General features: G+C 67.7%; 27 protein-coding genes, 1 tRNA gene and 2 pseudogenes. 12 read left to right on the top strand and 18 right to left on the bottom strand.

The genetic code is table 11. The features are described from left to right. Window positions 1-244: 244 nt before the first annotated feature. Window positions 245-793, top strand: a complete 549-nt coding sequence (locus tag ACWCO8_RS11675) for a sugar transferase (protein WP_362005787.1) — start codon at window positions 245-247, stop codon at window positions 791-793. Window positions 794-958: 165 nt separating this feature from the next. Further along, window positions 959-3,223 (top strand): (Fe-S)-binding protein, encoded by a 2,265-nt coding sequence (locus ACWCO8_RS11680; RefSeq protein ID WP_451032095.1) that lies wholly within the window; start codon window positions 959-961, stop codon window positions 3,221-3,223. Between the two features lie 69 nt (window positions 3,224-3,292). Here the strand turns inward: ACWCO8_RS11680 and ACWCO8_RS11685 are convergent, their stop codons facing one another. Beyond that, window positions 3,293-4,249: a hypothetical protein gene (locus ACWCO8_RS11685; RefSeq protein WP_451032096.1), complete on the bottom strand. Its 957-nt coding sequence runs from the start codon at window positions 4,247-4,249 to the stop codon at window positions 3,293-3,295. A 217-nt stretch (window positions 4,250-4,466) separates the two neighbouring features. On the opposite strand from ACWCO8_RS11685, the gene ACWCO8_RS11690 reads away from it, so the two are divergent. After that, window positions 4,467-5,327: a Yip1 family protein gene (locus tag ACWCO8_RS11690; protein WP_451032097.1), complete on the top strand. Its 861-nt coding sequence runs from the start codon at window positions 4,467-4,469 to the stop codon at window positions 5,325-5,327. A gap of 75 nt (window positions 5,328-5,402) precedes the next feature. Here the strand turns inward: ACWCO8_RS11690 and ACWCO8_RS11695 are convergent, their stop codons facing one another. Both ACWCO8_RS11695 and dcd read right to left on the bottom strand, forming a co-directional pair. Next, on the bottom strand, window positions 5,403-5,900 hold the full coding sequence (locus ACWCO8_RS11695; protein ID WP_384503098.1) for a phosphoribosyltransferase: 498 nt from the start codon (window positions 5,898-5,900) through the stop codon (window positions 5,403-5,405). A 6-nt stretch (window positions 5,901-5,906) separates the two neighbouring features. Then, the gene (gene dcd, locus ACWCO8_RS11700) at window positions 5,907-6,482 is read right to left on the bottom strand and encodes a dCTP deaminase (RefSeq protein ID WP_017240230.1); all 576 of its coding nucleotides are present in this window, start codon (window positions 6,480-6,482) and stop codon (window positions 5,907-5,909) included. A gap of 392 nt (window positions 6,483-6,874) precedes the next feature. Between dcd and ACWCO8_RS11705 the strand changes: the two genes are divergently transcribed. The 3 genes from ACWCO8_RS11705 to ACWCO8_RS11715 all read left to right on the top strand — a co-directional run bounded on the left by ACWCO8_RS11705 (window position 6,875) and on the right by ACWCO8_RS11715 (window position 9,890). Further along, window positions 6,875-6,948, top strand: a tRNA-Gly gene (locus tag ACWCO8_RS11705). A gap of 665 nt (window positions 6,949-7,613) precedes the next feature. After that, the gene (locus ACWCO8_RS11710; protein ID WP_451032098.1) at window positions 7,614-8,051 is read left to right on the top strand and encodes a hypothetical protein; all 438 of its coding nucleotides are present in this window, start codon (window positions 7,614-7,616) and stop codon (window positions 8,049-8,051) included. Window positions 8,052-8,150: 99 nt separating this feature from the next. Then, window positions 8,151-9,890, top strand: coding sequence for an ATP-dependent nuclease (locus tag ACWCO8_RS11715; protein WP_451032099.1), 1,740 nt, complete (start codon window positions 8,151-8,153; stop codon window positions 9,888-9,890). A gap of 524 nt (window positions 9,891-10,414) precedes the next feature. Here ACWCO8_RS11715 and ACWCO8_RS11720 read toward each other — a convergent pair. The 5 genes and pseudogenes from ACWCO8_RS11720 to ACWCO8_RS11740 all read right to left on the bottom strand — a co-directional run bounded on the left by ACWCO8_RS11720 (window position 10,415) and on the right by ACWCO8_RS11740 (window position 13,336). Further along, the gene (locus tag ACWCO8_RS11720) at window positions 10,415-10,894 is read right to left on the bottom strand and encodes a lamin tail domain-containing protein (RefSeq protein ID WP_451032100.1); all 480 of its coding nucleotides are present in this window, start codon (window positions 10,892-10,894) and stop codon (window positions 10,415-10,417) included. A gap of 473 nt (window positions 10,895-11,367) precedes the next feature. Then, window positions 11,368-11,712, bottom strand: a complete 345-nt coding sequence (locus tag ACWCO8_RS11725) for a hypothetical protein (RefSeq protein WP_451032390.1) — start codon at window positions 11,710-11,712, stop codon at window positions 11,368-11,370. Next, a pseudogene (locus tag ACWCO8_RS11730) lies at window positions 11,713-12,388 on the bottom strand (GntR family transcriptional regulator); the annotation flags it as partial. A gap of 8 nt (window positions 12,389-12,396) precedes the next feature. Continuing rightward, complete coding sequence (locus ACWCO8_RS11735; protein WP_451032101.1) at window positions 12,397-12,678, bottom strand: hypothetical protein; 282 nt, start codon at window positions 12,676-12,678, stop codon at window positions 12,397-12,399. A 379-nt stretch (window positions 12,679-13,057) separates the two neighbouring features. Then, a complete protein-coding gene (locus ACWCO8_RS11740) occupies window positions 13,058-13,336 on the bottom strand; it encodes a hypothetical protein (protein WP_451032391.1) in 279 nt (92 codons plus the stop codon). A gap of 78 nt (window positions 13,337-13,414) precedes the next feature. Here ACWCO8_RS11740 and ACWCO8_RS11745 point away from each other — a divergent pair, with 78 nt between their 5' ends. Next, window positions 13,415-14,170, top strand: coding sequence for a GntR family transcriptional regulator (locus ACWCO8_RS11745; RefSeq protein ID WP_451032102.1), 756 nt, complete (start codon window positions 13,415-13,417; stop codon window positions 14,168-14,170). Window positions 14,171-14,247: 77 nt separating this feature from the next. Here ACWCO8_RS11745 and ACWCO8_RS11750 read toward each other — a convergent pair whose 3' ends face one another. From ACWCO8_RS11750 to ACWCO8_RS11765, 4 genes are all read right to left on the bottom strand, one after another. Further along, the gene (locus ACWCO8_RS11750) at window positions 14,248-14,835 is read right to left on the bottom strand and encodes an immunity 21 family protein (RefSeq protein ID WP_451032103.1); all 588 of its coding nucleotides are present in this window, start codon (window positions 14,833-14,835) and stop codon (window positions 14,248-14,250) included. A 521-nt stretch (window positions 14,836-15,356) separates the two neighbouring features. Further along, window positions 15,357-15,710, bottom strand: coding sequence for a hypothetical protein (locus ACWCO8_RS11755; RefSeq protein ID WP_451032104.1), 354 nt, complete (start codon window positions 15,708-15,710; stop codon window positions 15,357-15,359). A 173-nt stretch (window positions 15,711-15,883) separates the two neighbouring features. Beyond that, window positions 15,884-16,384, bottom strand: a complete 501-nt coding sequence (locus tag ACWCO8_RS11760; RefSeq protein ID WP_451032105.1) for a YfbM family protein — start codon at window positions 16,382-16,384, stop codon at window positions 15,884-15,886. Window positions 16,385-16,855: 471 nt separating this feature from the next. Further along, window positions 16,856-17,347, bottom strand: coding sequence for a MarR family winged helix-turn-helix transcriptional regulator (locus ACWCO8_RS11765; RefSeq protein ID WP_451032106.1), 492 nt, complete (start codon window positions 17,345-17,347; stop codon window positions 16,856-16,858). A gap of 57 nt (window positions 17,348-17,404) precedes the next feature. Between ACWCO8_RS11765 and ACWCO8_RS11770 the strand changes: the two genes are divergently transcribed. Continuing rightward, window positions 17,405-18,529 carry a questin oxidase family protein gene (locus ACWCO8_RS11770; protein ID WP_451032107.1) on the top strand — a complete coding sequence of 375 codons (1,125 nt, stop codon included), beginning with the start codon at window positions 17,405-17,407 and terminating at the stop codon, window positions 18,527-18,529. Between the two features lie 395 nt (window positions 18,530-18,924). Here the strand turns inward: ACWCO8_RS11770 and ACWCO8_RS11775 are convergent, their stop codons facing one another. Together ACWCO8_RS11775 and ACWCO8_RS11780 are read right to left on the bottom strand one after the other, a co-directional pair. After that, window positions 18,925-19,338, bottom strand: coding sequence for a GNAT family N-acetyltransferase (locus tag ACWCO8_RS11775; RefSeq protein ID WP_451032108.1), 414 nt, complete (start codon window positions 19,336-19,338; stop codon window positions 18,925-18,927). A 167-nt stretch (window positions 19,339-19,505) separates the two neighbouring features. After that, window positions 19,506-20,141, bottom strand: coding sequence for a TetR/AcrR family transcriptional regulator (locus ACWCO8_RS11780; RefSeq protein ID WP_451032109.1), 636 nt, complete (start codon window positions 20,139-20,141; stop codon window positions 19,506-19,508). A gap of 127 nt (window positions 20,142-20,268) precedes the next feature. Here ACWCO8_RS11780 and ACWCO8_RS11785 point away from each other — a divergent pair, with 127 nt between their 5' ends. Further along, window positions 20,269-21,207: an alpha/beta fold hydrolase gene (locus ACWCO8_RS11785; RefSeq protein WP_451032110.1), complete on the top strand. Its 939-nt coding sequence runs from the start codon at window positions 20,269-20,271 to the stop codon at window positions 21,205-21,207. Window positions 21,208-21,246: 39 nt separating this feature from the next. Here ACWCO8_RS11785 and ACWCO8_RS11790 read toward each other — a convergent pair. Then, window positions 21,247-22,374: pseudogene (locus ACWCO8_RS11790) on the bottom strand (SpoIIE family protein phosphatase); the annotation flags it as partial. A gap of 234 nt (window positions 22,375-22,608) precedes the next feature. On the opposite strand from ACWCO8_RS11790, the gene ACWCO8_RS11795 reads away from it, so the two are divergent. Next, window positions 22,609-23,253, top strand: coding sequence for a hypothetical protein (locus ACWCO8_RS11795; RefSeq protein WP_451032111.1), 645 nt, complete (start codon window positions 22,609-22,611; stop codon window positions 23,251-23,253). 685 nt (window positions 23,254-23,938) lie between these two features. Here ACWCO8_RS11795 and ACWCO8_RS11800 read toward each other — a convergent pair. After that, complete coding sequence (locus ACWCO8_RS11800) at window positions 23,939-24,109, bottom strand: hypothetical protein (RefSeq protein ID WP_451032112.1); 171 nt, start codon at window positions 24,107-24,109, stop codon at window positions 23,939-23,941. A 61-nt stretch (window positions 24,110-24,170) separates the two neighbouring features. Beyond that, window positions 24,171-24,527 carry a PRC-barrel domain-containing protein gene (locus tag ACWCO8_RS11805; RefSeq protein ID WP_451032113.1) on the bottom strand — a complete coding sequence of 119 codons (357 nt, stop codon included), beginning with the start codon at window positions 24,525-24,527 and terminating at the stop codon, window positions 24,171-24,173. A 277-nt stretch (window positions 24,528-24,804) separates the two neighbouring features. Between ACWCO8_RS11805 and ACWCO8_RS11810 the strand changes: the two genes are divergently transcribed. Beyond that, on the top strand, window positions 24,805-25,368 hold the full coding sequence (locus ACWCO8_RS11810) for a DUF5994 family protein (protein ID WP_451032114.1): 564 nt from the start codon (window positions 24,805-24,807) through the stop codon (window positions 25,366-25,368). Window positions 25,369-25,471: 103 nt separating this feature from the next. Beyond that, window positions 25,472-25,738, top strand: coding sequence for a hypothetical protein (locus tag ACWCO8_RS11815; protein ID WP_451032115.1), 267 nt, complete (start codon window positions 25,472-25,474; stop codon window positions 25,736-25,738). Window positions 25,739-25,765: 27 nt separating this feature from the next. On the opposite strand, the gene ACWCO8_RS11820 is transcribed toward ACWCO8_RS11815, so the two are convergent. Beyond that, window positions 25,766-26,548 (bottom strand): hypothetical protein, encoded by a 783-nt coding sequence (locus ACWCO8_RS11820; RefSeq protein ID WP_451032116.1) that lies wholly within the window; start codon window positions 26,546-26,548, stop codon window positions 25,766-25,768. Window positions 26,549-26,644 lie beyond the last annotated feature (96 nt).

A 26,644-nucleotide genomic window follows, 5' to 3' on the forward strand; every position in this document is an offset into this window, starting at 1 on the left:
TCAATTCCTCCAGCTGACCGACTTGAGTGGATCTCACTCAAGGATGCACGACGAGGTCGAGTGCGTCAACAGACCTGAGTGGAGCCGACTCAACTCTTCACCCTGAGAGTCACTCAAAGAGCCGCGGAGGGCGCGTCGATCCCGGTCCGGGGCCACCGTGACATGAGAGAGTCCGGGTTACCCCCTGCCGGGGCAAAGGGGGCGTAGCAGGCCGTAGCAGGCATACACCCCGAATATCCCATGAATGTCACTCGAAAGGGTGTGGGACCGCTTCATGACGGCCAAGCGCGCACTGGACCTCTTCGGCGGACTGACCCTGCTGACCGTCCTCTCCCCTCTGTTCGCCGCCGTCGCCCTCTCCGTCGCCCTCGCGACCGCCGGACCGGGCGGGGTGATGCGCCGTCGCACCGTCGCGGGCCGGCACGGACACCCCTTCACCATGCTGACCTTCCGCACCAGGAGCCCCCTGGCCGGACTGCCCCTCCTGCTGCACGTCGTACGCGGCGAGATGTCCCTGGTCGGCCCGTGCCCGCTCACGCCAGGACACCGCGAGTGCGTGGGCGAATCCCGCCGCCGGCTGTCGGTACGCCCCGGCCTCACCGGGCTCTGGCAGATCAGCGGGCGCTCGGAGCTGCCCTGGGAGGAGCGCGAGCTGCTCGATCTCCACTATGTGGACCATCACTGGCTCGGAATGGACCTGGCCATCCTGGCGCGTACGCTTCCAGCAGTCCGCAGGCGTCGCGCGGCGAGCGGTTCCACGGCCGGACGGACCCGGCCGGCAAGGCTTGCCTGAGCGACACAGATCACCGCGGGCGCCGCTACAGGGCGGCGCCGTGAGGCGGTAATCTCAGCACGGACTGAATAAGTTACCGCTTAGTAGTGCCACACTCGACAGTGCCGGGTACGTCACTGAAGAGGCCGGCGCTCCCGCCTCGCAGGCCCGCCCGAGGAGCCCCTCATGCAACTCGCCGCGATCATCGTGTCGATCGCCATCACGGTGGTGGCCGTCGCGCTGTTCGGCCGCGCCACCGCGCAGATCTACCGCTTCGTGATGCTCGGCCAGCCCGTACCCGCGGGCACGCGCACCGGCGACCCGAAGCAGCGCACCATCACGCTGGTCAAGGAGTTCCTCGGCCACACGCGCATGAACCGCTGGGGCGTCGTCGGCGTGGCGCACTGGTTCGTGGCGGTGGGCTTCTTCTCGCTGCTGCTGACGATCGTCAACGCCTTCGGCCAGCTCTTCCAGGCCGACTGGCTGATCCCGATCATCGGCGACTGGCTGCCGTACGAGATCTTCACCGAGTTCCTCGGTCTGATGACGGTCCTCGGCATCGTGACCCTCATCGTGATCCGGCAGCTCTCCAAGCCGACCAGGGCGGGCCGCAAGTCGCGCTTCGCGGGCTCCAAGACCGGCCAGGCGTACTTCGTCGAGGCCGTCATCCTCATCGTCGGCCTCTGCATCATGACGCTGCGCGCCCTCGAAGGCGTCCAGCACCACGTGACGAGCTGGGAGCCGGGCTTCTTCGCCTCGTACCCGCTGATCGCGCTCCTCGACGGCCTGGACCTCTCCACGATCCAGCACCTCACGTACTTCTTCGCGGCGCTGAAGATCGTCACGTCCTTCACGTGGATGATCACGGTCTCGCTGAACACCAACATGGGTGTCGCCTGGCACCGCTTCCTCGGCTTCCCGAACATCTGGTTCAAGCGGAACGCCGACGGCTCCACCGCCCTCGGCGCGCTCCAGCCGATGACGACGGCCGGCAAGGAGATCGACTGGGAGGACCCGGCCGAGGACGCCGTCTTCGGTGTCTCCCAGGTCGAGCAGTTCTCCTGGAAGGGCATCCTCGACTTCTCCACCTGCACCGAGTGCGGCCGCTGCCAGTCGCAGTGCCCCGCCTGGAACACGGGCAAGCCGCTCTCCCCCAAGCTCCTGATCATGTCGCTGCGCGACCACGCGCACGCCAAGGCGCCGTACCTGCTCGCGGGCGGCGGCAAGGACATGGAGGGCAACGAGCAGGCCTCGGAGGAGCAGCTGGCCGGTGTGCCCGCCGCCGCCCTCGCGGAGGCCGAGCGCCCGCTGATCGGCACCGCCGAGGAGAACGGCGTCATCGACCCGGACGTGCTGTGGTCCTGCACCACCTGCGGCGCCTGTGTCGAGCAGTGCCCGGTCGACATCGAGCACATCGACCACATCGTCGACATGCGCCGCTACCAGGTGATGATCGAGTCCGCCTTCCCGTCGGAGGCCGGCACGATGCTCAAGAACCTGGAGAAGAAGGGCAACCCCTGGGGCCTGGCGAAGAAGCAGCGCGTCGAGTGGACCAAGGAGGTCGACTTCGAGGTCCCGATCGTCGGCAAGGACGTCGAGGACCTCACCGAGGTCGACTACCTCTACTGGGTCGGCTGCGCCGGCGCCCTGGAGGACCGCGCCAAGAAGACCACCAAGGCCTTCGCGGAGCTGCTGCACATGGCGGGCGTCTCGTTCGCGATCATGGGCGGCGAGGAGAAGTGCACCGGTGACTCGCCGCGCCGCCTGGGCAACGAGCCGCTGTTCCAGCAGCTCGGCCAGGAGAACGTCGCGATGCTGAACATGGCGTTCGGCGAGGACGACGAGGACGAGTCGACGAAGAAGCCGAAGTCGGCCAAGAAGATCGTCGCGACCTGCCCACACTGCTTCAACACGATCGCGAACGAGTACCCGCAGCTGGGCGGCGAGTTCGAGGTCATCCACCACACGCAGCTGCTCCAGCACCTCATCGACGAGGGCAAGCTGATCCCGGTGACGCCGGTCGACGGTCTGATCACCTACCACGACCCGTGCTACCTGGGCCGCCACAACAAGGTCTACACGCCCCCGCGCGAGATCATGTCGGCCGTCCCCGGCCTGCGCCAGCAGGAGATGCACCGCCACAAGGAGCGCGGCTTCTGCTGCGGCGCCGGTGGCGCGCGGATGTGGATGGAGGAGCGGATCGGCAAGCGCATCAACAACGAGCGCGTCGACGAGGCCCTGTCCCTGAACCCGGACATCGTCTCGACGGCCTGCCCGTTCTGCCTGGTCATGCTGACCGACTCGGTCAACGGCAAGAAGAACGAGGGCCAGGCGAAGGAGTCCGTCCAGGTGGTGGACGTGGCGCAGCTGCTGCTGGACTCGGTGAAGAAGAAGCCGGAAGCCCCGGAGGGGGCGGACGAGCCGGAGCCGGAGCCGGTGTCGGCGGAGTAGCAGGCTCGGAGACGTAGACGGAGAAGGGCCGCCCGGCGCGAGAAGCGCGGGGCGGCCCTTCTCGTTCTCCTATCGCTCCTGCTGCTGCCCACGCCGGTGGTAGAGGGCGAACCCGAGCCCGGCGGCCCCGAGCGCGGCGAGCCCGCCGCCGGCGCCGATGAGGGCGGCCTCACTGGAGAACGAGGAGACGTTCTCGACCCCGGCCTTCACGGCGCCCTTGGGGACGGTGCCCTTGGGGACGAGGTGGGTGGAGGTGGTGGTGGGACCGGCCTTCCTGGCGTCCTTGGCGTCCTTGGTGTCCTTGGTGTCCTTCTGGACGCGGTACTTCTCGACGAGCCGGCCCTGGAAGTCGTACACCCAGCTGTTGCCGCCCTGCTTGGGGGTGTCGATGACGACGAACCGGTACGCGCCCTTGCCGACGACGACGATCTTGTAGGTCCAGCCGTCGTTGGTGGCGGTGGGGTTCTTCAGGTCGAGCGTGCCGAGGTGGTTGCCGTTCGGCATGGAGATCACGGCGCGGGGCCCGTGGGGCCCCTTGGCGAGCGAGGCGATGCGCCCGTCGGGCAGGGTGACGCGTACGGAGGTCTTGGAGACGTCCTTCTTGGTCTCCTTCTGCTTGCCGTCGGGCTTCTTGCCGTCGGGCTTGGGCTGGGGCTGGGGCTTGGTGGCGCCCTCGACCCAGGAGGTGACGGAGCCGTCGGGCTGAAGGACGACGTGGAGGCCGTTGTTCTGCCCGTAGGCGGGGCTGCCGCTGGTGGTGAGGGTGTCGACGAGGGCGCCGCCGGCCCAGATCTCGGCGGCGTACTGGTCGGTGCCGGTCTGGTAGACCTTGGCGACGGAGCCGTCGGCGAGCTTGAAGGACTTGACGAAGGCGCGCTCGACGGGCGGATCCACCTGCGGCTGCTGCTGGTCGCTCTGGTCCGCGGGGTTGTCGACGGCGAAAGCGCCGGCGGTGGGGAGGGCCAGGGCGGCGAGGGTGCCGGTGGCGATCGCTGCGGTACGGATGGTGCGACGGGTGAAGCGCATAAGGACCCCTTGATGCCTGTTTGGTGCGTTTCGTCCAACAACACCCAGAACGCTAAGCCGCCGATGTATAGACCACCCATAGCCCGTGTAACAGCCGCCCGAGCCCTACCCACCAACCTTGTAAACCCCCAGCCGTTCCCCTAGGGGATGTCACAGCTCAGTGGCAGCTAGGGGGCGAAGGCGCGGAGCCCTGCGGGGAACGGGTACGTTCAATGACGTGGCTGGATTCAGGAACGGACGCGGCCGGGACAACAACCGCCCCCCGCAACAACAACCGCAGCAGGCGCCGTACGGGTACAACGCGGCCCCGCCGCCCCACCCGCAGCAGCAGTGGCCCCAGCAGGCCCCGCAGCAGGGCGGCGGCGGGTACGGGGAGCCGGAGTACTTCGGCGACCCGTACGGAGCGCAGCAGCAGCACCATCAGCAGCAGAGCTACGCGGCGAACACGCCGGGACACACGCAGATGTTCAGCGTGAACGAGGACCCGTACGGCAACGCGGCGCCGTACAACGCGGGCACGGCCCCCGCCCCCACGGGCCCGAGACTGCCCTGGAAGGCGCTGCTCAGCGGCATCGTGCTGCGCCCGGGCCCGACGTTCCTGCAGATGCGCGACCACGCGGTGTGGGGCCCGGCGCTGACGGTCACGTTCCTCTACGGCCTGCTGGCGCTCTTCGGCTTCGACCAGGCGCGCGACGAGGCGATCAACACGACGCTGTCGAAGGCGATCCCGTACGTCCTGATGACGGGCGTGGGCTTCGTCGTGGCCGGCCTGATCATGGGCGCGGTGACGAACACGCTGGCCCGCCAGCTGGGCGGCGACGGCGCGTGGCAGCCGACGGTGGGCCTGTCGATGCTGATCATGTCGATCACGGACGCGCCCCGCCTGGTCTTCGCGCTCTTCCTGGGCGGCGAGAACGGCCTGGTACAGGTCCTGGGCTGGCTGACGTGGCTGGCGGCGGGCGCGCTGTTCACGATGATGGTGAGCCGCTCGCACGACCTGCCGTGGCCGAAGGCACTGGGAGCGTCGGCGATCCAGCTGGTGGCGCTGCTGTCCCTGATCAAGCTGGGCATGCTGTAAGCCGTAGGCACACGGAAAACGGAAGGCCCCCGCCGACAAAGACGGGGGCCTTCTCCGTACGTCCGTACTCAAGCCTCAGGCGTCGAGAACCTGCCCCTCACGACGCACAACAGGCGGTTCAACACTCCACGGGAAGTTGATCCACTCATCGGTCTTCTTCCACACGTACTCGCACTTCACGAGGGAGTGGGACTTCTCGTAGATGACGGCGGAGCGGACCTCGGCGACGTGGTCGACGCAGAAGTCGTGGACGAGCTTGAGGGTCTTGCCGGTGTCGGCGACGTCGTCGGCGATCAGGACCTTCTTGTCGGAGAAGTCGATCGCGTTGGGAACAGGCGCGAGCATGACCGGCATTTCCAGCGTCGTCCCGACGCCGGTATAGAACTCCACGTTGACGAGGTGGATGTTCTTGCAGTCGAGGGCGTAGGCCAGACCGCCGGCGACGAAGACTCCGCCGCGGGCGATGGAGAGCACGACGTCGGGCTCGTAGCCGTCGTCGGCGATGGTCTGGGCGAGCTCGCGGACGGCGTGCCCGAATCCCTCGTAGGTGAGGTTCTCCCGTACGTCACTCATAGCTGTTCACACCTGGGTCCGATGGAAGTTCATGAAGGAGCGGGAGGCGGTCGGCCCCCGCTGCCCCTGGTAGCGCGAGCCGTAGCGCTCGCTGCCGTACGGGAACTCGGCGGGCGAGCTCAGCCGGAACATGCACAGCTGGCCGATCTTCATGCCGGGCCAGAGCTTGATCGGCAGGGTGGCGAGGTTCGACAGCTCCAGGGTCACGTGCCCGGAGAAACCGGGGTCGATGAACCCGGCGGTGGAGTGGGTGACGAGCCCGAGCCGCCCGAGGGAACTCTTGCCCTCCAGCCGGGAGGCGATGTCGTCCGGCAGCGTGATGACCTCGTAGGTCGAGGCGAGCACGAACTCACCGGGGTGCAGGATGAACGCCTCGTCGCCCTCGGGCTCGACCTCACGGGTCAGGTCGAGCTGCTCGACGGCGGGGTCGATGTGGGGGTAGCGGTGGTTCTCGAACACCCGGAAGAAGCGGTCAAGCCTCACGTCGATGCTCGAGGGCTGCACCATGGATTCGTCGTACGGGTCGATGCGCACCCGTCCGGCATCGATCTCGGCCCGGATGTCCTTGTCTGAGAGAAGCACGCCCCCACGATACGCAGAGGGCGCGGACCTGCCCCAATCGGGAAGACTCCGCGCCCGTCCGTTCATCAGCGCTGCTCAAGCTCCACGGGCACCGCGTGCCTCAGCCGCGCACACCGTGGACACCGTACGAGCCGCCCTGGCCCGATCCGCCCGGCCCCGAGCTGCTGCAACGGGAACGAAGCGGTACTGAACACATGCCCTTCGGCACAGCGGACGACGGTGCGCTCCATCGAACCCATCAAGTCCCTTCCCCGACAAGTGGTGGACGAGACAGCCACATTAGGGGATGAACGGGACACCACTCCAGGCGGCACTCCGTCACGGGGCGTACGGGGCGACTTCGCGATGGGGTACAGTGTCCGAGTCTGCGGTACCGATCAACGGACCACCAGGCGGATGTAGTTTAATGGTAGAACATGAGCTTCCCAAGCTTATAGCGCGGGTTCGATTCCCGTCATCCGCTCCATAGCAAAGCCCCAGGTCAGAGACCCGGGGCTTTTGTGTTGTCCAGACCTCTCTAGGCCTCGCGTGCCAGATTCCTTTGGAGCGGAGGGCCTGGACGCGGGCGTGAATCCCGCCGGCCAAGGTCGTCGACAGGGCCCTGGCCTTCAACCAATCGCCCTCCGAGGCCAGCGCGGTAAGACTTTCTCTACTTCATCAAGGCACCCGCCGCGCACAACGCGGCGCGCGCGGCCCGTCACCCGGGCCTGCGCTCCTGTCTCCGCCCCGCTCCAGCCCGACCGCCGACCGCACGCCTGAAGGCTCGGGTTGATCGGTGACGAACCCCCGACGTGGCGGAGGCGGTACGCGAGTGCGGCTTCTGGCGATGCCTCCGGCGGGGGCGCTCAGGCTCCGGGATGGGAAGGGGCCGTGGGCGTCTGCGGGCAGTGTCGTGGTGGAGGTGGGGACTCCCATCCCGCCTGTCGTCGACCCAGGCAGAGCCGAGCAGACACGGCACCGGGCGTCCAGGTCGTTCGTACAGTGGCGCGCTCCACCTGGACGCCCGCCACCGCGCCCGCTCCACATACGTGTGGGTCGACGGCAGACGGGATGGGAGTGGGGAAGGTCGTTGGTGGGGCGAGTATCTACGATCTGGCCGTATCGGCACTGATGGGCCCCTATGGTGCACATGTGAAGAGCAGCGAGAATGACTATGTGTTGGTCGAGTTGATCGATCTCATCAACCAGACGGACAGTAGCGTCAGCCTCACGGTGCTGGTTGACGGCGGTGCGGTCTCGGGACGCCTCGTCTCCAATGAAGCGTGGTTCAAGTCCAGGGCAGATGTCCTGAAGGGGGCATCCGGCAGCGACGACGCGGAGGTGGGCCTCCATACTCTCTACAGTGGCTGGAGCGCGACCTTCGCCGAGTTGAACAAACAGGCCAAGGAAGTTCGCGACTTGGACGTTCCGGAGAAGTACAAGGAAGCCCTGTCTGACGTCTCCACGCCTGGGTACCTTCACCTGGTCGACGCCGTCTTGGTCGGGGCAGGCTCCAACCGGGGGGTTCCGTTCGCCTTCCGCATCGACCTCTCCAAGATCAGCGGGTGGTCTTTCGGCGAAATCGGGTAGCCGCCCCCGTGCCCGACTCCTCGAAAGTTCCAGTGCCACAGGCGTGCCAGATCATCGATTCCGGCCGCCATTCCAGCCGCCAGCTGAGACGATATCTCCATGACCGAGAACCTTGACAAGCTTCCGAGCGTCACGCTCCTTTCGAGTGAAGTCTTCCCGAACTCATCTGAACTGCCGCAAAGGTTCCTCACTATTAGCGACTGGCCCATCCCGGTTAGCTTCTTTGTGGGTAGGAACGGGAGCGGTAAGTCAAGGGCGGCCAAGGAGATTGCCCGCAAACTAGACGGAGTTACGAGGATCCTGTCGACTGACAGGCTTGCAGGACTCATGTCGTACGCCGTTTATCCATGGGGATCGATGCCTAACGAAATGAAGGGTATCCCTATTGGCGAAAATGAGCGCAAGCAGATGCTCAGGGCAAAGGCCACAGGGCTGGGAAACGATGAGCTCTACTCTCTGAAGGAACAACCGGAAGTCTGGCTTCGAGTTGCAGCATTTCTTCGGCGAGCCTTCGGCAGGGTCATTGAACTCAGAGAGACTGCCGGATTCCTAGATCCGTACGTACAGGTGAACGGGGTGGAATATTCACTCTTGCGTGAAGAAGGTCACGGACTCAGAGAGCTCGTAATCTTGCTTGCGGCGGTTTACCGGCAGGACTGGAAATTGCTCATTGTGGATGAGCCCGAGCTGCACTTGCACCCCTCCATGGCCCGCCTGTGGCTCACTGAATTGAGCGCAGAGTGTGAGCGCTCCGGCAGGAGGGCGATCGTCGTAACGCATGAACCTTCGCTGCTCAAGCCAAAAGACGCGGATGACCTGTCGGCTATCTGGCACTTTGCTAATAGTCGAGTGCCCACGAGGGTTTCTGAGCATGTGCTTGATGTGCAAAAGGCGCGTGTTACCGCTTCACTGCAGGGAAATCCGCAACTGGTGAGCCAGGTTGTCTTTTCCCCCCGGCCGGTCCTCGTGGAGGGGCCTCATGATGTAGCCGCACTCACTGTATCCCTGAGTCGCACCCAGCCGCCTGAGGTTGTGGCCCAAACTGACCTAGTTGAATGCGGTGGAAGCGGTGCTGTTGCGCTGTGGTTTGAAATTTACTTAAAGATGGGGCTCGACGTAAGGGCCGTCGCAGACCTGGATGCTTGCTTCGCCGCAGAAGTTAAGCGAACTATGGATTCAACAGAGGCGGTGACTTCAGGATACGAGAGAGAGCTAGCGCTCGACCCTGCAACGACGACCAATGCCCTGAGGCAACTCATCACGGCCATGGATGCGGCGAACGTGGAAAAGGACCCCAAGAGTAGGGGGTCGTGGCTGGCTTCATGCGTTCCAGCCAACTCGGGGAACGCGGTGCGAAAAGAAAAACTTCTTGATATTTGGCGAGCAGCAGGCCTCTGGCTGCACCCTCAGGGGACACTAGAGGATGTTCTGGGAATTCATCAGAAAGGCGCTGATCAAGCACGGTTGGCGGCTGAGCAGGCTGGCCCCATCGACGCCGTCAGTGCCTGGTGTGCGTACTCTCTAGACCTGTCCGGAGACGTCTTCAAACTCCTCGAGGCTGCCGTCGAGAGGATTGCACACTCAGTGATGGAAGCCCAGCGATTGACTCCCGGGCTTTCCCTGTCTAATCTGCTTGGCCCTTCGGCCAAGTCCGATGCAAGAATTGCCGGAATTGCCCCCCTAGGCGACGGCAGGCATCGCCTGACTGTCCACACGCCTGAGGAATTTGCCGGATATTGGGTTGAATTTTCCAGAGAGACACCTTCGTCTCAGCTGAATCTCAAGGCGCCAGCAGTTTCCGTCGAATACCGAGCTCCTGGCGGCCAAGGCGCTGACTAACACGCGGGAGGTTAGGTTCGGGAGACGTCGTTAATTATGACGCTGCCAGGTCCGCACGTTGCGGCCTATTCATGGACAGGCCGAGGCGCATAGACCTCTGCGGGGTGACACGCGAGAAAATCGCACCCTCCCCGGAGACGCGTGCCCCGGAGTGCTCATGTGCGCGACTTCCCAGCCCGGGTGGCTAGCGAGACGCTGGCTGACATCAATCAGGTTGGACGCGGGCGGCCTCTCAGGTAGAGCGGCAGGGGAATGCCCAGACGATGGCCGCGTACCGGGTCCTCCGGGTGAACTTACACAGCACGTGTCGCTTGCTCCTCCACAGCCTGCAGGGCGGGGACGGGCCGTACCCGTCGTGGGTGCCAGCGACGCGAAGGGCCCCGCGGCAGTGAACGCCAGCGGGGCCGAGGGTTCAGGGTATTGCGTGCGCCGGGCAGGTCAGGCTGTCCGACGCACGCGGTTCAGGGGTGCCGGCCCGGCCTGTTCGCCTTCAGGGCGCCAACGGCAGGGTTACGGCGGGTGGGTCAGCGGCGGTGGTGGTGGTTGCCCCAGGACTCGGTGTCGACGGTGCGGCCGCGGTCGTCGCGGAGGGTGGCCTTGTCGCGGTTGTTGTCCCAGACGTAGTTGCGGCGGTCCTGGAAGAGGTCGGTGCGGGTGTCGCGGCCCTCGCCGGTGTGGATGCGGACGGTGGCGCGGCCCGCGAGGCGGTAGTCGTTGAACTTGTAGCGGTGGCCGTCCTCGTCCTTCAGGGTCCAGCCGTCGAGGTTGATCGCGTGGCGGGTGTTGTTGGTGATCTCGACCCACTCGGCGTTCAGCGACCGGTTGGTGCGGTTGTCGCGTCCCGGGCTGTCGGCCTGGACCCGGCTGATCTCCACCTTCGGGGTGCGCTGGCGGTCGTGGCGGTCGCCGTCGTGGGCGGCGGCCGGCAGGGCGACGGCGGAGACGATCGCGCCGGCCGCGAGGGCGGTGGCGGCGATCCGGCGGGCGGTCGAAGAAGCAGACATGTGTGATGTCCCCTCAAGAACAGAGCCTCATCAGCCGGTAACTGCTGGTGAGAGCTGTGCGGGTTCCCGGTCCAGTGCGGGCCGAGGACCCAAACTCTGCGGCCCCGCCGGCCGCGCCGGAATGGCAACCAGGGCCCGTTACCAGGTACGGACATTTCCGTAGCTGTCGCCTGTATCGGTCACGCACCCGCTGCGGGTACGGCCCTGACATTCACTGTCTGCTACACCCACCCGTTGAAGGGTCAGCGGCAAGCCCTTTCGGGCTCCGGCGCACTACTGGTCGCACCGCCCGGCGCACTCTGCCGATCAGGTGAAGAGCCCGAGTAACGGCTGTACTGCACGTTTCTTCGCACACTTGACGCCCTCTCGCGCACCACAACGGACGGAAGGCCAAGACGGTCTCCGGCTTCGAAAGAATGCGAGGGGCCTCGGATTGTGTCCGGGCCCCTCTGTCCTCCGGGTGCTCGTCAGCGCTAGCCGAAGGCCGCCGCCGGCAGCCGTGGGCCTTCGTCGCCATCGTGAGCGCCGACGTCCACAACGGCCAGGCGATGTCCGCGGCTAGTGGCTACACGGAGTGTGTCCTTGAGGGCATCCGTCAGGTCCCCTGTCAGGCGTTGAAGTTCCTCCGGCTCGGCCATCTCGTTTCCGAGGACTTCCAGTGCGCGCGCCACGAGGTCTGCCGCCAGGCTGAGTTGGATGGATTCGGTGTCGTCCGCCAGGCGAGACAGGTGGCTGCTGGTGTTGTCAGAGCTCAGGCAGCAGGGCTTGCCGTCAGGGCCCGTCCATGGGAGGAGGCGTAGTTCGTTGTGGGGCGTCATCCGTCGGCCCTTCTGTCTTTGGGCGGTGAAGCGTGCGTCGGCTCGGTCGCCGGGGTGGACCAGGAGGGCGGCCTCGACGACGCGGCCAGCGGTGTCGGCAGATACGCGAGTGATAGCGAGGACCGCCAGCGCTGTGCTGATCCGGAGGGTTGAGGCTTCCTCCGGGGTGGGGAGGCGCGCGCTGACCTTTTCTCGGATCTCCGCGAGTCGGGGTCCGGCCTCTGTTGGCTTGGGCCAGCAGTCGGGCGGCTCGGCCGGCGCCAGGTCTCGAGGGATGTAGATGCGGGCCAGGCTGTGCGGCGCCCACGTGGTTGACGCAGAGGTACTCGGTCAACAGAGCCCGCGATGGCACCTTCAGCAGGGTGCTCAGTGCCCCTTGGGCCTGGAGTTCAGTGGTGCGGACTGTGACGTGAAGGGTCGGAACTATGGGCGTGAGGGTGCCTCCCTCGTACGTGAGTCGTCGGCGGAGGCGGCGGACGAAGTTGCCCTTGCCGTGGATCTTCTCGATCAGTCCTTCGGCCTGGAGGAGCGCTAGGGCGTTGCGTAGCGTCGCCGTGCTGACGTTGTAGCGCGCGGCGAGCTGGGGTTCCGAGGGGAGGCGTTCGCCGGGCTTGAGGCGGCCCGTCGTGATCTGGGTTCGGAGGTCGTCGGCGATGGTGTGGCGGAGTGATCGCATGGGTTGGATCACCACCTTCTGACCACGCGGAGTGCGACGAGCCGAGTTCGGGGGTGGATTGTCAGTAGTTCGCCCGACTCGAAGAGGAGGCGCTTGGCTCCGCGGGGCAGTTGGAAGAGGTCGTCTACTCGGCAGGGCTGGCCGCCGATCTGGATGACGTCGCCGCGCTGGACGTTGGTCGAGGTGATCTCGACCGGTGCGGCGATAACTCCGCTGGGAGTCCAGGTCTTCATGAGGCCGTGCCCGTGGGGATGGTCGAGGCGGTCGGCGCGTGGCAGGGGCAGGTGCATGTTTCGTAGACCACGGGGACGCCGACCGGTGCCGTCGTCGGGCAGGAGTGCGCGCACTCGTGGTGGGTGCCGATCCGGCATGAAGTCGATCGGTACGGGGCTGCCTTCGTCTGCGACATCAGTAGGCCTCCGCCGGTGCGAAGCACGTGCAGGCGAGGAGTTCTTCGACTGCCAGTACGTACGGGCGGACGAGGGCGGTCTCCTCGCCGGGGATGAAGTCTGTTCGGTACCTCGGCTGCGTCAGCGGCAGCGTCGGGCGGTCGGTGAGGGTGGGACTGGCCCCGGGCGTTAAGGGGGCGCGGTGGCGGGGCTTTCGGGAGTACCGCTCCCTGGTGCTCGCGATGGCGCGGCGGATACGGTTGAACCCGCTGATCAGCTCCTATCGCTGACGGCCAGGTCCCCGGACATCGCCCGTCGCGGGGGCCGCTTTGTTCACGGCGGCCCATAGGGTTCGGCCGCCCAGGCTGGTGGCGAGGAGACCGAAGCGGTCTGCCTGCGCCACGACTTCCAGGACCTGCCGCCATGTCTCGGCGGGCAGGGGTTCTGACACCTCCGCTTCGATCGACGTGTGTCTGGCGTGTTCCAGCACGCGGGTGGTGAGTCCGATGGCGGACAACCGGGCGGCGAGGGCCTCCGCGCTTACTTCTGGAGCAGGCACAGGGCAGCCTCCGTCACCGGCGATCACTTTGAGTGAAGCTAGTTAACTAGATTAGAGCTAGTGGACTAGATTTTCCATATGCCTGAGCAGCCGCCATACCTCCGCATCGCCGACGAGCTCCGGCGGCGGATCGCGGAGCACGAGTGGACTCCTGGAGACCGGCTGCCCTCTCGCGCCCAGATCGGGCAGGAGTGCGGCGTGGGCGAGAACGTCGTTCGCCGGGCCCAGGAGCTGTTGATCTCCCAGGGTGTGCTGGAGGGGCGGGCTGGGTCCGGTACCTATGTCGCTGAGCCCCGGCAGCGGGTGCGGATGGTTCGGTCCGCTGCGCGCGAGCAGCCCGACGGGTCGCCGTTCCGGGCCGACATGAAGGCGGTGGGAAGGAACGGTGGCTGGGAGAGCCGGACCGACGCCAAAGTGCCTGCGCCGGCCGAGATCGCTGCGCGGCTCGGGATCGGTGAGGGCGAGCTGTGTGTCCGGACCGTGTACGAGTTCCTTGCCGACGGACGGCCCGTGCAGTTGTCGACGAGTTGGGAGCCGTACGACCTCACTGGCGGGACCCTCGTCGTACTTCCCGAGGGTGGACCGCACGCGGGGGCCGGCGTCGTGAATCGGATGGCCGAGATCGGCGTCACGGTCAGCCATGCCGTCGAGCAGCCCGAGCCGCGGCAGGCCACCGCCGAGGAGGCCTCACTCCTCGGGATCCAGAAGGCTGCGCTCGTCACGCACATCCGGCGGACCTACTACAGCGACCAGGGCCGTCCCGTGGAGACGGCGGACATCGTCGTTCCTGCCTCACTGTGCGAGATCGTCTACGAGATTCCGATCAGCAGTTAGTGGGGCGTGAGAGCCCGTGGCCGGAGGGCTCGGCGGGGGCTTGCCGCCTGGCACAGCTCCGCTTAGGTCCTTCCTGTTCAGCCCCCGGCGGGCAGGAGTTGGACCAGGCCGACCCAGTTCTCCTCGTCCGCCTCAGCGTGGACTGCGCGAACCTTCCAGCGGCCGGCGGCCAGGGAGACCGGCGCCTGTGCAGGCAATCCCCCACCCGGATACTCCACATTCAGTTCGGCCCCTGCCTCGGCAGAATCCATGAGCACCGCGGGACCATCCGTGACCCACACCCCGCATTCCTCCCACTGCGTGGCGGGATCCGCGAGGACAGCTTCGGCAGCAGCCTTGAGCCCAGCTTCGGAGTCAGCGGCAAGCCAGCGCAGCAAGACGCGATGCTCGGGCAGGTAGCACGTGGTGGCCGGCTCGTCCCCCAACACCACGGCCTGCGCCCCGCTCGCGCTCACGGCGATCACGCCGGCGAGATCCTCCACCGCGCAGGCCCTGTCGTAGTCGTCCACATCGGTCGCGTCTCCCGCGACCATCCCGCTCCCCGTGCATCCGCGCCATGCATCCAGCGCCGAAACGGGGACGACGATCAGAGGGCCGCCCATCGACTCCACCCAGACGGGCGGACGGTGGGACGTTTGGGCTGCAGTGGACGAGGAGTGGCTCATGGCGCCAGTGTGCCCACAGGCACCGACAACGCCCCTCGGCAGGCACCTGCCAGCCGGGTTCATGGCGGGCTCAGCGATCCAGCATCAGCAGGACGGCCTTTAGCGCGTAGAGCCTGTTCTCAACATCCCGCCGCGGCGGGTCGGCCAGGTCAGAGCCAAGACCAGGCCGTTGGTCACGACGAAGTACCCCGGATGCACCCAGCCTTCCTCCTTGGACAGAAGTCCCGGCCCCTCGTCACGGCACAGGTGGCGCATGAAGCGTTCGTACGCCGGACCACCAGCTACGAGCAGCAAGGGGGCGGTGAGCACGGCACCGATCGAGATGCCGCACCGGAGGGCCAGTTGGGAGCGTCCGTCTATGCGCACAGGACGAAGTATGACCCCCGGGCGCTCACCCGAGTGCCTTGGTTCTGACATCCATGGCTGACATCAACGGCGTCGGACCAGGGCTGTGTCCGGCGGTCGCAGGCGGTAGGTCAGCACACGCTGGCGAGCCCCACAGAGACACCCCGATCGAACTCCTAAAGCGGTGATCCCTTGCCAACCCGCAGCCAGCTGGCGCAGGCCACCAGTGCACTGCCGTCCTCGGTGAGGAAGAGCAGGGAGGTCCATGTCCGATCGGCAGAATCGATCAGCCCTACGTGCACGGGCCGACCATGTTCGCGGAGGAGCTGTACTGCTCGTTCCAGGCCGAGAGGTTCGAGTCCGTGCATCCGCATCCGCTGAAGTCGGCGATTGAAGACTCCGGCATGCTGGCGTGCGGGTTGTGCCCGGTCTCCCACCCAGTAGGTGCCGCCGCTGCGGAGGATGGCCAGAGCTATTACGGACGCCTCCTCGTCGCCGGCCAACAGCTTCTCCAGCAAATGCCGTTCCATGGTCGCCTCCGCCGGGATACTGCGGTACCGCAGCGAAGTACCGCAACCCCAGCAACCGGCCCTGTCCGATAGCGCCCCTCCCAGGCCCCGCAGCGGCCGGTATGACCCCCGCTGACCGATCCCGCTAGAGCTACGGAACAGATGCTCTGGGCCCGTTAAGACCACGCCCACGGTCAGTCCAGCCAGACGATGACCGCGTGGCCCTCTCGGGCCGCCGCCGTGAAGTACTCCGTCAAGCCGCTGAACCAATCCCTGCCCCACTCCAGGGAAGCCCGGTCCTCCCAACCCAGCGGGTAGATGTCCGCGGCGATCAACTCCTGCGGATCTACTCCTTCGAGGAGCTGGTCGTACGTCAGGCGGTTCAGGGCTTCCGCTCCGAGCCGGACTCGTTCCGCAGTCAGGTAGCGCGGCGGACCGTATCCCCAGTCGTCAGCCTTCTCGAGTGGTGCTTCCCCCTGAATGACGTCCACAGGGAACTCGGAGCGTTCCAGAAGGAAGCTCAACAGGTGCCACGTCTTGTACGTCGAGAAGTGTCGGGCCTGAGCCGGTGAAGGCTCGGATTCCGCTTCAGCGTCCTGCACCTCCTCGATGTGGTCGAGGGCCCAGTCCGGATCCTCAGTCGCGCGGTCCAGTTCGCGCGCCGTCAAGCGGAAGTACTCGCCGATCATGCTCATAGCCGGATGCTAGGAGCCGGCACTGACATCGATGCTGAGAGTCGGGTCCCGGGTGCCGAGGAGGCTGGGGTACCGGCTGCACGAGCTCGCGGATCGGTGAGCTTTTCTGAGCCATCCCCTTGGTTGTGTCATCCGCAGGTGTGGCCCAGGCCAGCTCAACGTGTTGAAGGTTGTGCTTATGCACTGACAACTCGCCGTGCCAGAACGCGTGCCAGATAGGGCGGAGAACAGCGGTCAACAGCAGATGCCCGAGCGAGGACCACGATGCCCCGTTGCGCCTGTTTCCACTGGTCAGGGCGCCATGCACGCCCCGAAGATCGGTGATTCCCAAGCTTAAAGCGCGGGTTCGATTCCCGTCATCCGCTCCATAGCAAAGCCCCAGGTCAGAGACCCGGGGCTTTTGTGTTGTCCAGACCTCTACGTGTCGGCTTCCGCGGCCAGGGCTCGACCGCGGAAGTGCGCACAACACGCTCACCTCTGCACTTCGCCGACCCAGGCCGTGAGCCCTGTCAGGAATCCCGCCTTCTCGTCGGGCGACAGCCCCTCCAGTGCGCGCAGCAGCGGCTCGGTCCGCCGGAGGATGAAGGCTTCCAGCGGCAGGCGGTATTCCGCGGCCAAGGACACCAGGACGCGGCGGCGGTTCGCCGGGTCCTCGGCCCGATCCACGATGCCGGCCCGGCTCAGGGCTCCGACCAGTTCGCTGGCGGTGGACAGTGATACCTGAAGCCGTCGGGCGATCTCACTGACGGCCAGCGGCCGTCCGGCCAGCAACTGGGGCAGTACGGCGCCGTGGCGTGGCGTCAGGCCGTGGGCCTCCATGACGCCTCGCAGCGGCTCCGGCATCAGATCCCGTACCACCGAACCGCGGAAGAACGGCTCCAACAGCGGTACAAGACCGGCGACTTCAAGCTCATCCGGGGTCGGCTTCCGTGACGCCTTCCCGGCGCTCTCGCTCTGCGGCATGCTACAAGTGTATATGGTTCTGATATCCGAACTGTTTGGCTATCCGAAGGATCTCTTATGCCGTCGATCAGCTACAGCGATGCGCTCAATGACGCCCTGGAACGCATGGACGACCTGGGATACGAGCGAGGACAGGGCGTGGATCTCGCCAACCACGGCCCGATGGGCGCCGAGGCACTCGCCCTGCTCGGACAAGGGGACGAAGTCGCCCGGTGGGTAGGGCGCTACCGGAAGGCGATGGACCACCACGAGCCTCCCGCCGCGCGCTTCACCCTGGATCCCGGGGACGAGTCCTCGTGGCGTTCCGCCCTCGGCATCTTCCGGCGGGCCGGGGACTGGGAGGGGCTCTTCGTCCGCGAACTGGCCGAGGCGCACTGGCGCGAGGTGCTCGTGCGCTGGTGGCCCCGCCTGCTTCCAGGGCTGTTCGCCGGCCTGACGCACGGGGTCATCCGCACCGCGCACGCCGTACGCGGCCTGTACGCGACCGGCGCCGGAACCACAGCGCTCCAACTGAAGGAACTGGCCCGCGGCCTGGCCTACTGGGCGGCCCGCTACAGCGAACTCCCCGGCCGCCCTCGACTGCACGGCCCCCACGAGCTGCCCGACGCGGTCGCCACGCTGCCCCGCGTACCGCTCGACGGCCCGATGGGGCCGGGTACCGCCCGCCACCGCCTGGACACGCTCGCCGAACTCCCCGGCTACGGCGCTTCCTTGGAGACGCTGGCCCCGCAGCAGGCACCCCGGTTGCTGAGCGAGATGACGGCCCAGTTCGCCGATGTTTATCTCGGCCACCCCGAGGTGTACCCCGTCCCGCTGATCCACGGCGTCACGGCCCCCGCCGCCGTCCGCCTCGTACTCCCGCATCTACCGCACGAGCTGCACGAACCGACGCTGGCCCGGCTCTGGCAGGTGCAGTCGGCGTTCCTGTTCGCCTTCACCTCGGACCGGCGCGGCGAGGGAACGGTGGCCTGGCAGTCGGAGATACCGGATCTGCCCCCACTGGACGAGCTGGGCGCCCGCGCCGCCGAGCACGGCGACGAGCACGTCATCAAGTTCACCGAGGCGTGCCTGCGCGAATACGCCCTGCGGCCGGACCCGCGCTATCCGGCCGCCGCCTTCGCCGCGCAGCGGCGCATCACCCGCCTCGACGCCGGCGGCGGGGTCCGGGGAGCCGCGTCATGATGCACGGACTGCCCTGCCTGTCGGCCGACGAAGGACCGCCGTTACGGTCGGCAGGCGCGCCCAGCGCCGCTGCACAGAGCGCGCACGGCAAGGCAAGCGGCCGAGCCCCGCACTGGCCGAGATGCTCAGTGGTTCGACGTTCGGCCGGATGGCGCTGGGGGGCCTGCTCCGGCTCATGGACGGCCGCCGCGAACACCTCGACGCCGCCACCCCCTCGACCTGGCCCGGCAGACCGTCAAGGGCATTCCGGGCGCCCGGCTCGTCGTCCACCAGGACCGCAGCCATGACGGGACCTTCACGGACAAGCGGTTCTCCGCCGACGCCCTGGCCTTCCTGTGGAACGATCAGCCATGAGTTCCAGGCTCAGCCGGCGTGGGGATCCGCCTCGGATCCGGTCAGGGCGCCGCATCGCGCAGATCGGGGCGGTTCCTGGGCAGCCCGAAGCCCGCCATCTCCTTCTCCTCGTACGACAAGAACCCCAGGCTCCGGTAGAACGCGTGGTTGCGTTTGCCCTCGGGTGTCGACTCGTGGTCGGTGGACAGGAGGAAGAAGCGGCAGTGCGAGTACCGCCGCATGAGGTGCTCGACCAGGGACCGGCCTACGCCCTGCCGGTGATACGCAGGGTTGACCACGACATCCTGGACGTAGCAGATGTGTTCGTCGTCGGAGATCGTCCGGGCCAGACCGAGGAGTGTTCCCGAAGCGTCTCGTGCCGTGATGACCAGGTGGGAGTTGGCCAGGCCCCGGCACAGCCTGTCGGCGTCGCGGGTGTATCCCTCCCATCCGACCGAGGCGTAGAGGCTCAGCATCTCCCCCTGATCGAATGCATCCTCTTTCGCTACGAACACGCTGAACCCCCTCTGCGGCAGCGCCGCTCCTCATACCCGATTCGACACCCCGCCCGACTCCACGCCTGTCGGACCGGCACAGATCGCCACCACACTCCGCGCCGCGCGCGCGAGTGCTTCGCAACACGTCAGGTTGAGCCCGCTCCCCTCTCGGACGTCCCGGCAGCCGTGAAGATCCGGTCCAGGTGGTGGCGGAGCACCGCGATCGCCGACTCCGGACTCCGCTGGCCCACGAGGATGCTGGTGCCCATGGTCGCCGCCATCGCGAGCAGGCTGATCGCCTCCGTGCGCGCGTCGACGTCCGGGTCGGCCGCGCCGGCCCCCTGCGCCTGCTCGACGAGACCGGTCATGGCGTTCTCCGCGGCGTCGGGGTTGTCGATGAAGGGCTGGGCGGCCAGCGCCTCGTCGGTCACCGACAGGATCGCGTAGGAGCTGTACAGCAGGTGGAACGTGCGGCTCTCCTCGTCCGTCGGCAGCGAGGCCAGCAGCAGCGCCTCCACCGTGACGCGCGGGCCCGGGTCCGGGCCGGCAGCGGCCAAGCGGGCACCCACCCTCGCGGTGAAGCGGTCGGTCAGGTGCTGGAGGCCGTAGAGGAGAAGCTTCTCCTTGGTGTCGAAGTAGTACTGCACGAGCCGGAGCGACACACCGGCCTCCGCGGCCACGTCGCGCATGCCGACGGCATGCAGCCCCTGCCGCCCCGCGACCCGGATGAGCGCCTCGGCGATCTGGGCGCGCCGCTCCTCGTGATCCACACGCTTCGGCATGTTCCCGTGTCTCCGCCTGTCGATGGTGAGTTCGTGCTCCGCTACCCGAACTCCTTCATGATACCGATGTACCACATTAGTGATACGGTCGTACCACGAAGAACGGATCTTCACCGGAGGTGCCGCCGTGCCCGAGAACACCGCCCGCGTACGCCCCGACGTCGGCCGCTACGTCAACGACACCCTGCGCGACCGCTACTTCGCCGCCGCCGATGCCCTCTACGCGATGGGGGCACCCGCCCGCTCCGAGACGGACGTCGAAACGAGTTTCGGCTCCACCCACGTCTACCGGTACGGCCCCTCGGACCCCGCCGCCGACTCCCGGACCCCGATCGTCCTGATCCACGGCGCCGGCTACAGCTCGGCGATGTGGTACCCCAACACCCCCGGGCTCAGCCTCGACCGCCCCGTCTACGCCCTCGACACCCCGGGCGACGCCAACCGCAGCGTCCATCGCGAGCCCATGTGGCAACCCGAGCGCGCAGCGCAATGGATGGACGAGGCCCTCGACGCTCTCGGCCTCGACCGGGTCCACCTCGTCGGCTCCTCCTACGGCGGCTGGCTCGTACTCAACCAGGCCCACCGGAAGCCCGGACGGCTCGCCTCGGTCACCGCCCTCGACCCCGGCGGCCTGGAGAAGGTCGGCCTGCGCTTCTTCGCCTGGGTCTTCGTGAGCCTGTTCGCCACCTTCGCCCCGAAGGCGCTGCGTCCCCGGCTCGCCAAGTGGCTGGACCAGCCGGTCATCGCCGTCCCCGAGATGCGCAGGTGGATCCAGCTCGGCGCCCGCGCGTACCGGATCCGCCGCCCCGCACCGCTGCCGCTGGCCGAGGACGCGCTGCGATCCATCCGGACCCCGCTCTACGTCATCATGGGCAAGCACAGCCTGCTCGTACACCCCAAGCGGCAGCTGGAGCGCGTTCCGCGCCTTGTTCCCGGAGCCCGCGCCGAGATCATCACCGCGACGGGGCACGGCCCGCAGATCGACCACCCCGACGTCGTCAACGCCCGGATGCTGTCCTTCATGGAGGACGTCGACTCCCTCGACCCTGCTGCGGTCGACGCATAGGGCTACGGCAGGGGGCTGCGGCGCCTGCGTTCCCCATTTCTACGCGTCGAAGAGGAATTCGCACCAGACAGCCTTGCCGCCGTCCGGGGTGCGGCGCGAACCCCAGGAGGAGGCGATGGTCGCGATGATCGAGATGCCGTGGCCGGTCACACCGGGCCCGGACTGTCGCCTGCGCGGCAGGTGGTCGTCCCCGTCGCTCACCTCTACGACCAAGCGGCGGTCTGTGCGTCGCAGGTGCAGCCTCATGGGCGGGGTCCCGTGCCGAATCGAGTTGGCGACGAGCTCGCTGACCGCCATGACGCCGAGGTCGCAGAGTTCGGCGGGGAAGCGCCAGGCGGCGAAGACACCCTGTGTGAAGGCGCGGGCACGGCGGACCGGTTCGACGCCGGGGAGTTCGAGGGCGGCGTCGGCGAACAGTTCGGCGTCCGGCCCCGTTCGGGTGGGGTGCTGGACCACGAGGATCGCGACGTCGTCATCGTGGTCGGCGTCCGCACCGAGGGCCCTCATCAGGCGGTCGCAGACGACCTGCGAGGCGCCTTGGGCACGGGCGAGTGCGCGTTCGAGGGCGACAACACCCGCGTCGATGTCCACGCCACGCCGCTTCACCAGACCGTCGGTGTAGAGGACGGCGGTGGAGCCGGGGCCGAACGCGACGGTGCCTGAGGAGTGCAGCCAGGCACCCGTGCCCAGTGGTGGGCCGGTGCGGTCGGCGGCGCGGGCGATGGTGCCGTCGGCGTCACGGACGAGGATGGGGAGGTGACCGGCGGAGGCGTAGGTGAGAAGGCCCTCGTTCGGGTTGTGGACGGCGTACACGCAGGTCGCGATCTGGCTCGCGTCGATCTCCGCGGCGAGGCCGTCGAGGAGCTGAAGGACCTCGTGCGGCGGCAGGTCGAGGCGCGCGTACGCCCGTACGGCCGCGCGAAGCTGGCCCATGACCGCGGCGGCACGGACACCCCGGCCCACGACGTCCCCGATGACCAGGGCCGTACGGCCCGCGCCGAGGGTGATCACGTCGTACCAGTCCCCACCGACGGCCGCCTCGGAGCCGCCTGGCTGGTAGGCGGCACCGATCCGCAGGTCGTCGGGCTGCTCCAGTTCCTGGGGCAGGAGAGAGCGCTGGAGGGTGACGGCGGCCTCGCGCCGACGGCGCTCACTGGCGTGGAGCCGGTCACTCAGCTGCGCGACAACCTCCTGTTCATTGGGGTTGTGCGGAGTTGTTCCGGACAACCCGGAAGGGTCGGCTTCGAGGGTTCCGGCCCCAGGCACCAGCTCACCCGGGATGACACTCTTCGCGGCAGAGCCATCGAGCCTGGAAGCGGCACCAAGATCGTCTGCGGCGTCCTGGACCGCTTCCTCTTCACGATCCAACGCGTCTGCCGTACGCGCGAGAAGCTCATCAATGTGATCAAAAGCGTCTTCTGCGCCCGGTCCCCGTTGGTCGAGAGCATCGGAGGGGGCGGCCTGAATCTCCACAGCATCGCCGGCGAGCGGCCACTGTCCGACCTCCAGCAGGTACGCCTCCAGAGCCTCCACACGCCGAGCGGCAAGGTCGGCGATGCGCTGGGCCTCGTCGCGTTGCCTCACCGCCCGCTCGAGTTGAGCGCTGAGCCGCACCTCCTGACCCCGAGCACGATCCAGGTGAGGCTGGAGCAGCTGCATCTGCCCCGGGAGGGTCGCGCTGCCAGTCGTCAGGGCATCGATCCGCCTCGACAATTCCGCAACCTTGGCCTGAGCCTGGCCCAGGACCAGGAACAGCATCGAAGCGATCCTGAGGGCCTGTTCACGCCCCTGCTCACTCGTTTCGTATGCCTGGCGCGCCCGAACGAGGTCCCGATAGACCTGAATCGTTCGGTCCTTCTCCTCCACCAGTTCGCGGGCCGAGACAACCGCGTGCCCGTCCGGGCCCACCACAGTGGGGGAGTTGTGCGCCTTGTCCCAAAGATCTCGCGCGGCACGAACCCGTCGCCGCGCCCGCTCGCTCGGCTCGTCGGGAAAGCAGACGTCGGCGACGGCCTCCACCACATCCCAGCTCAGGTCCTCGCCTGACAGGTGAATGCGCAACCGGCGTACATCCGGCACCTTGCCGGCCTCGAAATGTTCGGGCGTCAACCGCCCGTGAACCTCGCGCACACTCAGTCCGGCTTCATCGATCCACGACCGAACCGTGTGCACCAGAGCGTTGACTTCAACGCTGGCCCCCTTGGGTGCCGACCAGGGACGACCTGGACGCCTCGGCCTGTCCCCCACCGCGAACCCCCAATTGTTCAGCGACAAACCGTCGTTGTCGCCCGAACAACATCCAAGCGGTCGCACGCGGCACGGCGCAGCCGGATCGTGTACTCGCACTCAACAGGGAACCCACCTGCCCACGCGAGATCGGACGCTGCCCATGTACCTCACTCGCCCTGGACTGCTCTTCGTCGCCATCCTGCTGATCGGCCTCGTGGCCATGGGGGTAGCAGGCGCAGCGGTCGCTCTGGCCCGCTGGGACGGGCATACCGTCCCCGCCTCGCTCAGCCGGGGGGCTGTCGCCTTCGCCGGCACGATGAGCCTCGGAGTATCACTCGTGGCCCTCTTTCTGGCACTCCAATAGCTCCGACAACTCCGATCACCCCGACATCTCCGACACCTCCGATGAGATGACCGACGAACGTCAGCGGGGATCGACAAAGCGGCAGCGGGTTCGATTCCCGTCATCCGATCGTGAACGACGCCGTCCACCGAAAGGTGGTCAGCGGATGGGGCGGTGGCGGGTGGAGTGGCGGATGCGCAGGGTGAGGTAGATGAGGTCCGCGACGAGTAGGGCTATGCCGATGATCAGGAGGAAGAGCAGGCCGTCGGCTGTGGCGCCGATGATGCCCAGCACGATCGCGATGATGACCAGGGCCAGGAAGAGCGTCATGGCGCCGCCTCCTCGGTCGGTGGGGCGGGCGGGCGGGCGGGTGGGCCGGCGGGGCTGTGGGTCAGCGGCGGGCCAGTTGGCGTTCGCCGTTCGCACCGGTTTCGTAGGGGAGTTGGTAGTAGCCGAAGACCGCTTCCTCGTCCTCGGCGGGAAGTACGTCGTCGGTGCCGATCGAAGGGCCCTGCTTCACCAGCGCCCTGTCATGGGCGACCTTCACATAGCCCGGCCCCGCCGTCGCGCCGTCCAGGGGGACGAACACCAGACGGTGGCGGGTGGGCAGGCCGACCCGGATCGTGGCCATGGCCGGCTCGTCCGTGCTGGTGTCGACGTAGATCGCCTCCAGCTCGCCGATCCTGCGGCCCTGGGCGTCCACGACGTCGTAGGTCCGCCACTCACGGATGTCCGCCATCTCGATCATCCCGACTCCTCACGCTCAGTCGGTGTGGTCCGGCCGCCTGCGCGGGGGCGCCGGGACCCCATGGGCGGCGAGATACCGCCGCTCTCACGGTACTCCGCGTGTCGGCCCGGTGGCGTTCCCGGACGGAAGTCACCTGGTCAGAAGGGCTCGTCCGGCCATGGCGCGGAGTACGCTGAAGATACCGGGAGTAACTCGAACACCCGCTCCCACGCGGACGTCGTTTCCGGCGATCAAGACACTGGGCCGCCCACGGGCGGCCCGGGGACGGGTCCGCGATATGACCGCCAGCCTCGCTCCCACCCTGTCGGTACGCCTGGCACTCACGCCGAAGACCTCCCGTACGGGTCTGCTGGACGGCGCCTGGTGGCCTCGCTCCCGTGACCTCGCGGCCGAGCTTCCGCTCCTGGTCGACGCGCTGGAAGGGCGCTGGGGACGCATCACGCGCGTCGCGGTGAACCCCACCCGCTGGCCCGTCGTCCCGCACAAGGTTCCCGTCGCCGGGCACACCGTGCACGCGGGCTGGTTCACCGAGCAGGATCCCGACAAGATGATCCTGCTCTCCTACGCCGTCGCCCGCTGCGACCTGCTGGTGATCCCGCCCGAGACCGAACCCGCCGCGGCCGCGCGGCTGATGACCGCCGCCGCGACCCCCGGCAGCGGCCTCAGGGCCGGTGTCCTGATGTCCGACGAGGCCGCGACCGGCCGCCGCATGCGGGACGCCCGGAGCAGCGAGGACGCCTGGGAGGCCGAAGGCGGGGCCGCCGCCGTGCCGCCGCTCCGGCACCCGGTCGTCGGCGCGCGGATGATCCCCCTGCCGCTGCCGGGGAACCGGCGGAGGTGACGTCATGGAGCTCCGACACTCCGGCCGAAGGCCGCGGGTCGGGCCCCCGGCACCCGCCGGCCTCCCGCGTCCGCGCCGTCGCCCTACGAAGGGACCACGCACCTTGTACCCCACCGACACCGCGGCCCTGCCCTCGGCCGGACACGCCGAGATCCGTATCGTCGCCGCCACCCCCGAAGCCGCCCGCGCGGTCGCCGAGTTGATCCGTCGCACCTTCGCCGGCACGGAACAGCGCAGCTACCCGGCGTCCGACGGCGGGACCCGGCTCCATCTCACCGTCGACACCGGGTCCGTCGCCGAGCCCTCCCACTCCTGGCTGACCACCAGCAGACCGTCCACCGGCACCGGCATCCACGTCGACGAAGTCTGAGGCGTCCCGAGGCGCCCCGGCCGGACGTCACCCCTGGTGACCCACCTCGCGTGCGAGGTCCAGGCCGAGGACGCGGTCGAGGAAGGCGAAGGTCTCGAACTTGGCGCCGGGCGGTACGTCGGTGCGGGTCGCCACGTCGACCAGTGTGTCCAGGACGGCGGGAGCGTCGAGATCGTCGGCCAGCACGGCGTGGGCGTGGCGCAGCACGTCTGCAGGGACCGGCCTGGACGGCTCCTGGGCCCAGTCGGCCACCAGCTGCCGCCAGTTCTCCAGCGTCCGCCGGGCGTCTTCGAGGGCCGCATCGGCCAGCACGACCGGAGCGCGGTAGGCGTGCATGAGCATCAGCATCCTCATGGACAGGGGATCGGTTCCCTCCGGAGCTGGCAGGGGGTGGGTGCCGTCTGGGGTCCCGTTCTTCCCCGGTGCCGGGGAAACCTGGGCCACTTCTACGCGGACCCCGCCTGACGCGTCCTGGGCCGTGGTGCCGTACGCCTGTACGTGTACGTCCGCCGTGGCGCAGAGCGTTCCCACGGCGTTGGTGGGCGGGTGGATGCCCAGCGCGGACATGGCGCGATCAAGCTCCTGGGCCTGCTCCTGCGGCAGGTCCTGCGTCGCGAGGAACGTGCGGGCCTGCAGGCCGTGCAACTCCGCCGCACGCGCCAGTACGTCACCGACCAGGAGCGCCCGCAGCTCCCCCATGCCGATCCCGGCGTCACCGACCGGCAGGTGGACGCAGATGCTCAGCAGATGGCGGCTTACGGAGGGAATCTCCACGAGGTGGCCGGTACGGGTGTCGACGATACGCAGCATGATGCGGAGGCTAGTGCGGGGAACCCCGGGCACCCGGGAGGCCCGGCCAGGCGCTCGGCGGTCGGCGCACTCCTGATGTACTTCCCCGTGGAAAAG

Source organism: Streptomyces sp. NPDC001927 (genome assembly GCF_053594455.1).

Excerpts from the sequence above, each read along its gene's own strand:
- ACWCO8_RS11675 (WP_362005787.1), top strand. The coding sequence starts at position 245 with ATGTCACTCGAAAGGGTGTGGGACCGCTTCATGACGGCCAAGCGCGCA.
- ACWCO8_RS11680 (WP_451032095.1), top strand. The coding sequence starts at position 959 with ATGCAACTCGCCGCGATCATCGTGTCGATCGCCATCACGGTGGTGGCC.
- ACWCO8_RS11685 (WP_451032096.1), bottom strand. The coding sequence starts at position 4,249 with ATGCGCTTCACCCGTCGCACCATCCGTACCGCAGCGATCGCCACCGGC.
- ACWCO8_RS11695 (WP_384503098.1), bottom strand. The coding sequence starts at position 5,900 with ATGAGTGACGTACGGGAGAACCTCACCTACGAGGGATTCGGGCACGCC.
- ACWCO8_RS11715 (WP_451032099.1), top strand. The coding sequence starts at position 8,151 with ATGACCGAGAACCTTGACAAGCTTCCGAGCGTCACGCTCCTTTCGAGT.
- ACWCO8_RS11720 (WP_451032100.1), bottom strand. The coding sequence starts at position 10,894 with ATGTCTGCTTCTTCGACCGCCCGCCGGATCGCCGCCACCGCCCTCGCG.
- ACWCO8_RS11725 (WP_451032390.1), bottom strand. The coding sequence starts at position 11,712 with ATGACGCCCCACAACGAACTACGCCTCCTCCCATGGACGGGCCCTGAC.
- ACWCO8_RS11735 (WP_451032101.1), bottom strand. The coding sequence starts at position 12,678 with ATGCACCTGCCCCTGCCACGCGCCGACCGCCTCGACCATCCCCACGGG.
- ACWCO8_RS11745 (WP_451032102.1), top strand. The coding sequence starts at position 13,415 with ATGCCTGAGCAGCCGCCATACCTCCGCATCGCCGACGAGCTCCGGCGG.
- ACWCO8_RS11750 (WP_451032103.1), bottom strand. The coding sequence starts at position 14,835 with ATGAGCCACTCCTCGTCCACTGCAGCCCAAACGTCCCACCGTCCGCCC.
- ACWCO8_RS11755 (WP_451032104.1), bottom strand. The coding sequence starts at position 15,710 with ATGGAACGGCATTTGCTGGAGAAGCTGTTGGCCGGCGACGAGGAGGCG.
- ACWCO8_RS11760 (WP_451032105.1), bottom strand. The coding sequence starts at position 16,384 with ATGAGCATGATCGGCGAGTACTTCCGCTTGACGGCGCGCGAACTGGAC.
- ACWCO8_RS11765 (WP_451032106.1), bottom strand. The coding sequence starts at position 17,347 with ATGCCGCAGAGCGAGAGCGCCGGGAAGGCGTCACGGAAGCCGACCCCG.
- ACWCO8_RS11770 (WP_451032107.1), top strand. The coding sequence starts at position 17,405 with ATGCCGTCGATCAGCTACAGCGATGCGCTCAATGACGCCCTGGAACGC.
- ACWCO8_RS11775 (WP_451032108.1), bottom strand. The coding sequence starts at position 19,338 with ATGCTGAGCCTCTACGCCTCGGTCGGATGGGAGGGATACACCCGCGAC.
- ACWCO8_RS11780 (WP_451032109.1), bottom strand. The coding sequence starts at position 20,141 with ATGCCGAAGCGTGTGGATCACGAGGAGCGGCGCGCCCAGATCGCCGAG.
- ACWCO8_RS11800 (WP_451032112.1), bottom strand. The coding sequence starts at position 24,109 with ATGACGCTCTTCCTGGCCCTGGTCATCATCGCGATCGTGCTGGGCATC.
- ACWCO8_RS11805 (WP_451032113.1), bottom strand. The coding sequence starts at position 24,527 with ATGATCGAGATGGCGGACATCCGTGAGTGGCGGACCTACGACGTCGTG.
- ACWCO8_RS11810 (WP_451032114.1), top strand. The coding sequence starts at position 24,805 with ATGACCGCCAGCCTCGCTCCCACCCTGTCGGTACGCCTGGCACTCACG.
- ACWCO8_RS11820 (WP_451032116.1), bottom strand. The coding sequence starts at position 26,548 with ATGCTGCGTATCGTCGACACCCGTACCGGCCACCTCGTGGAGATTCCC.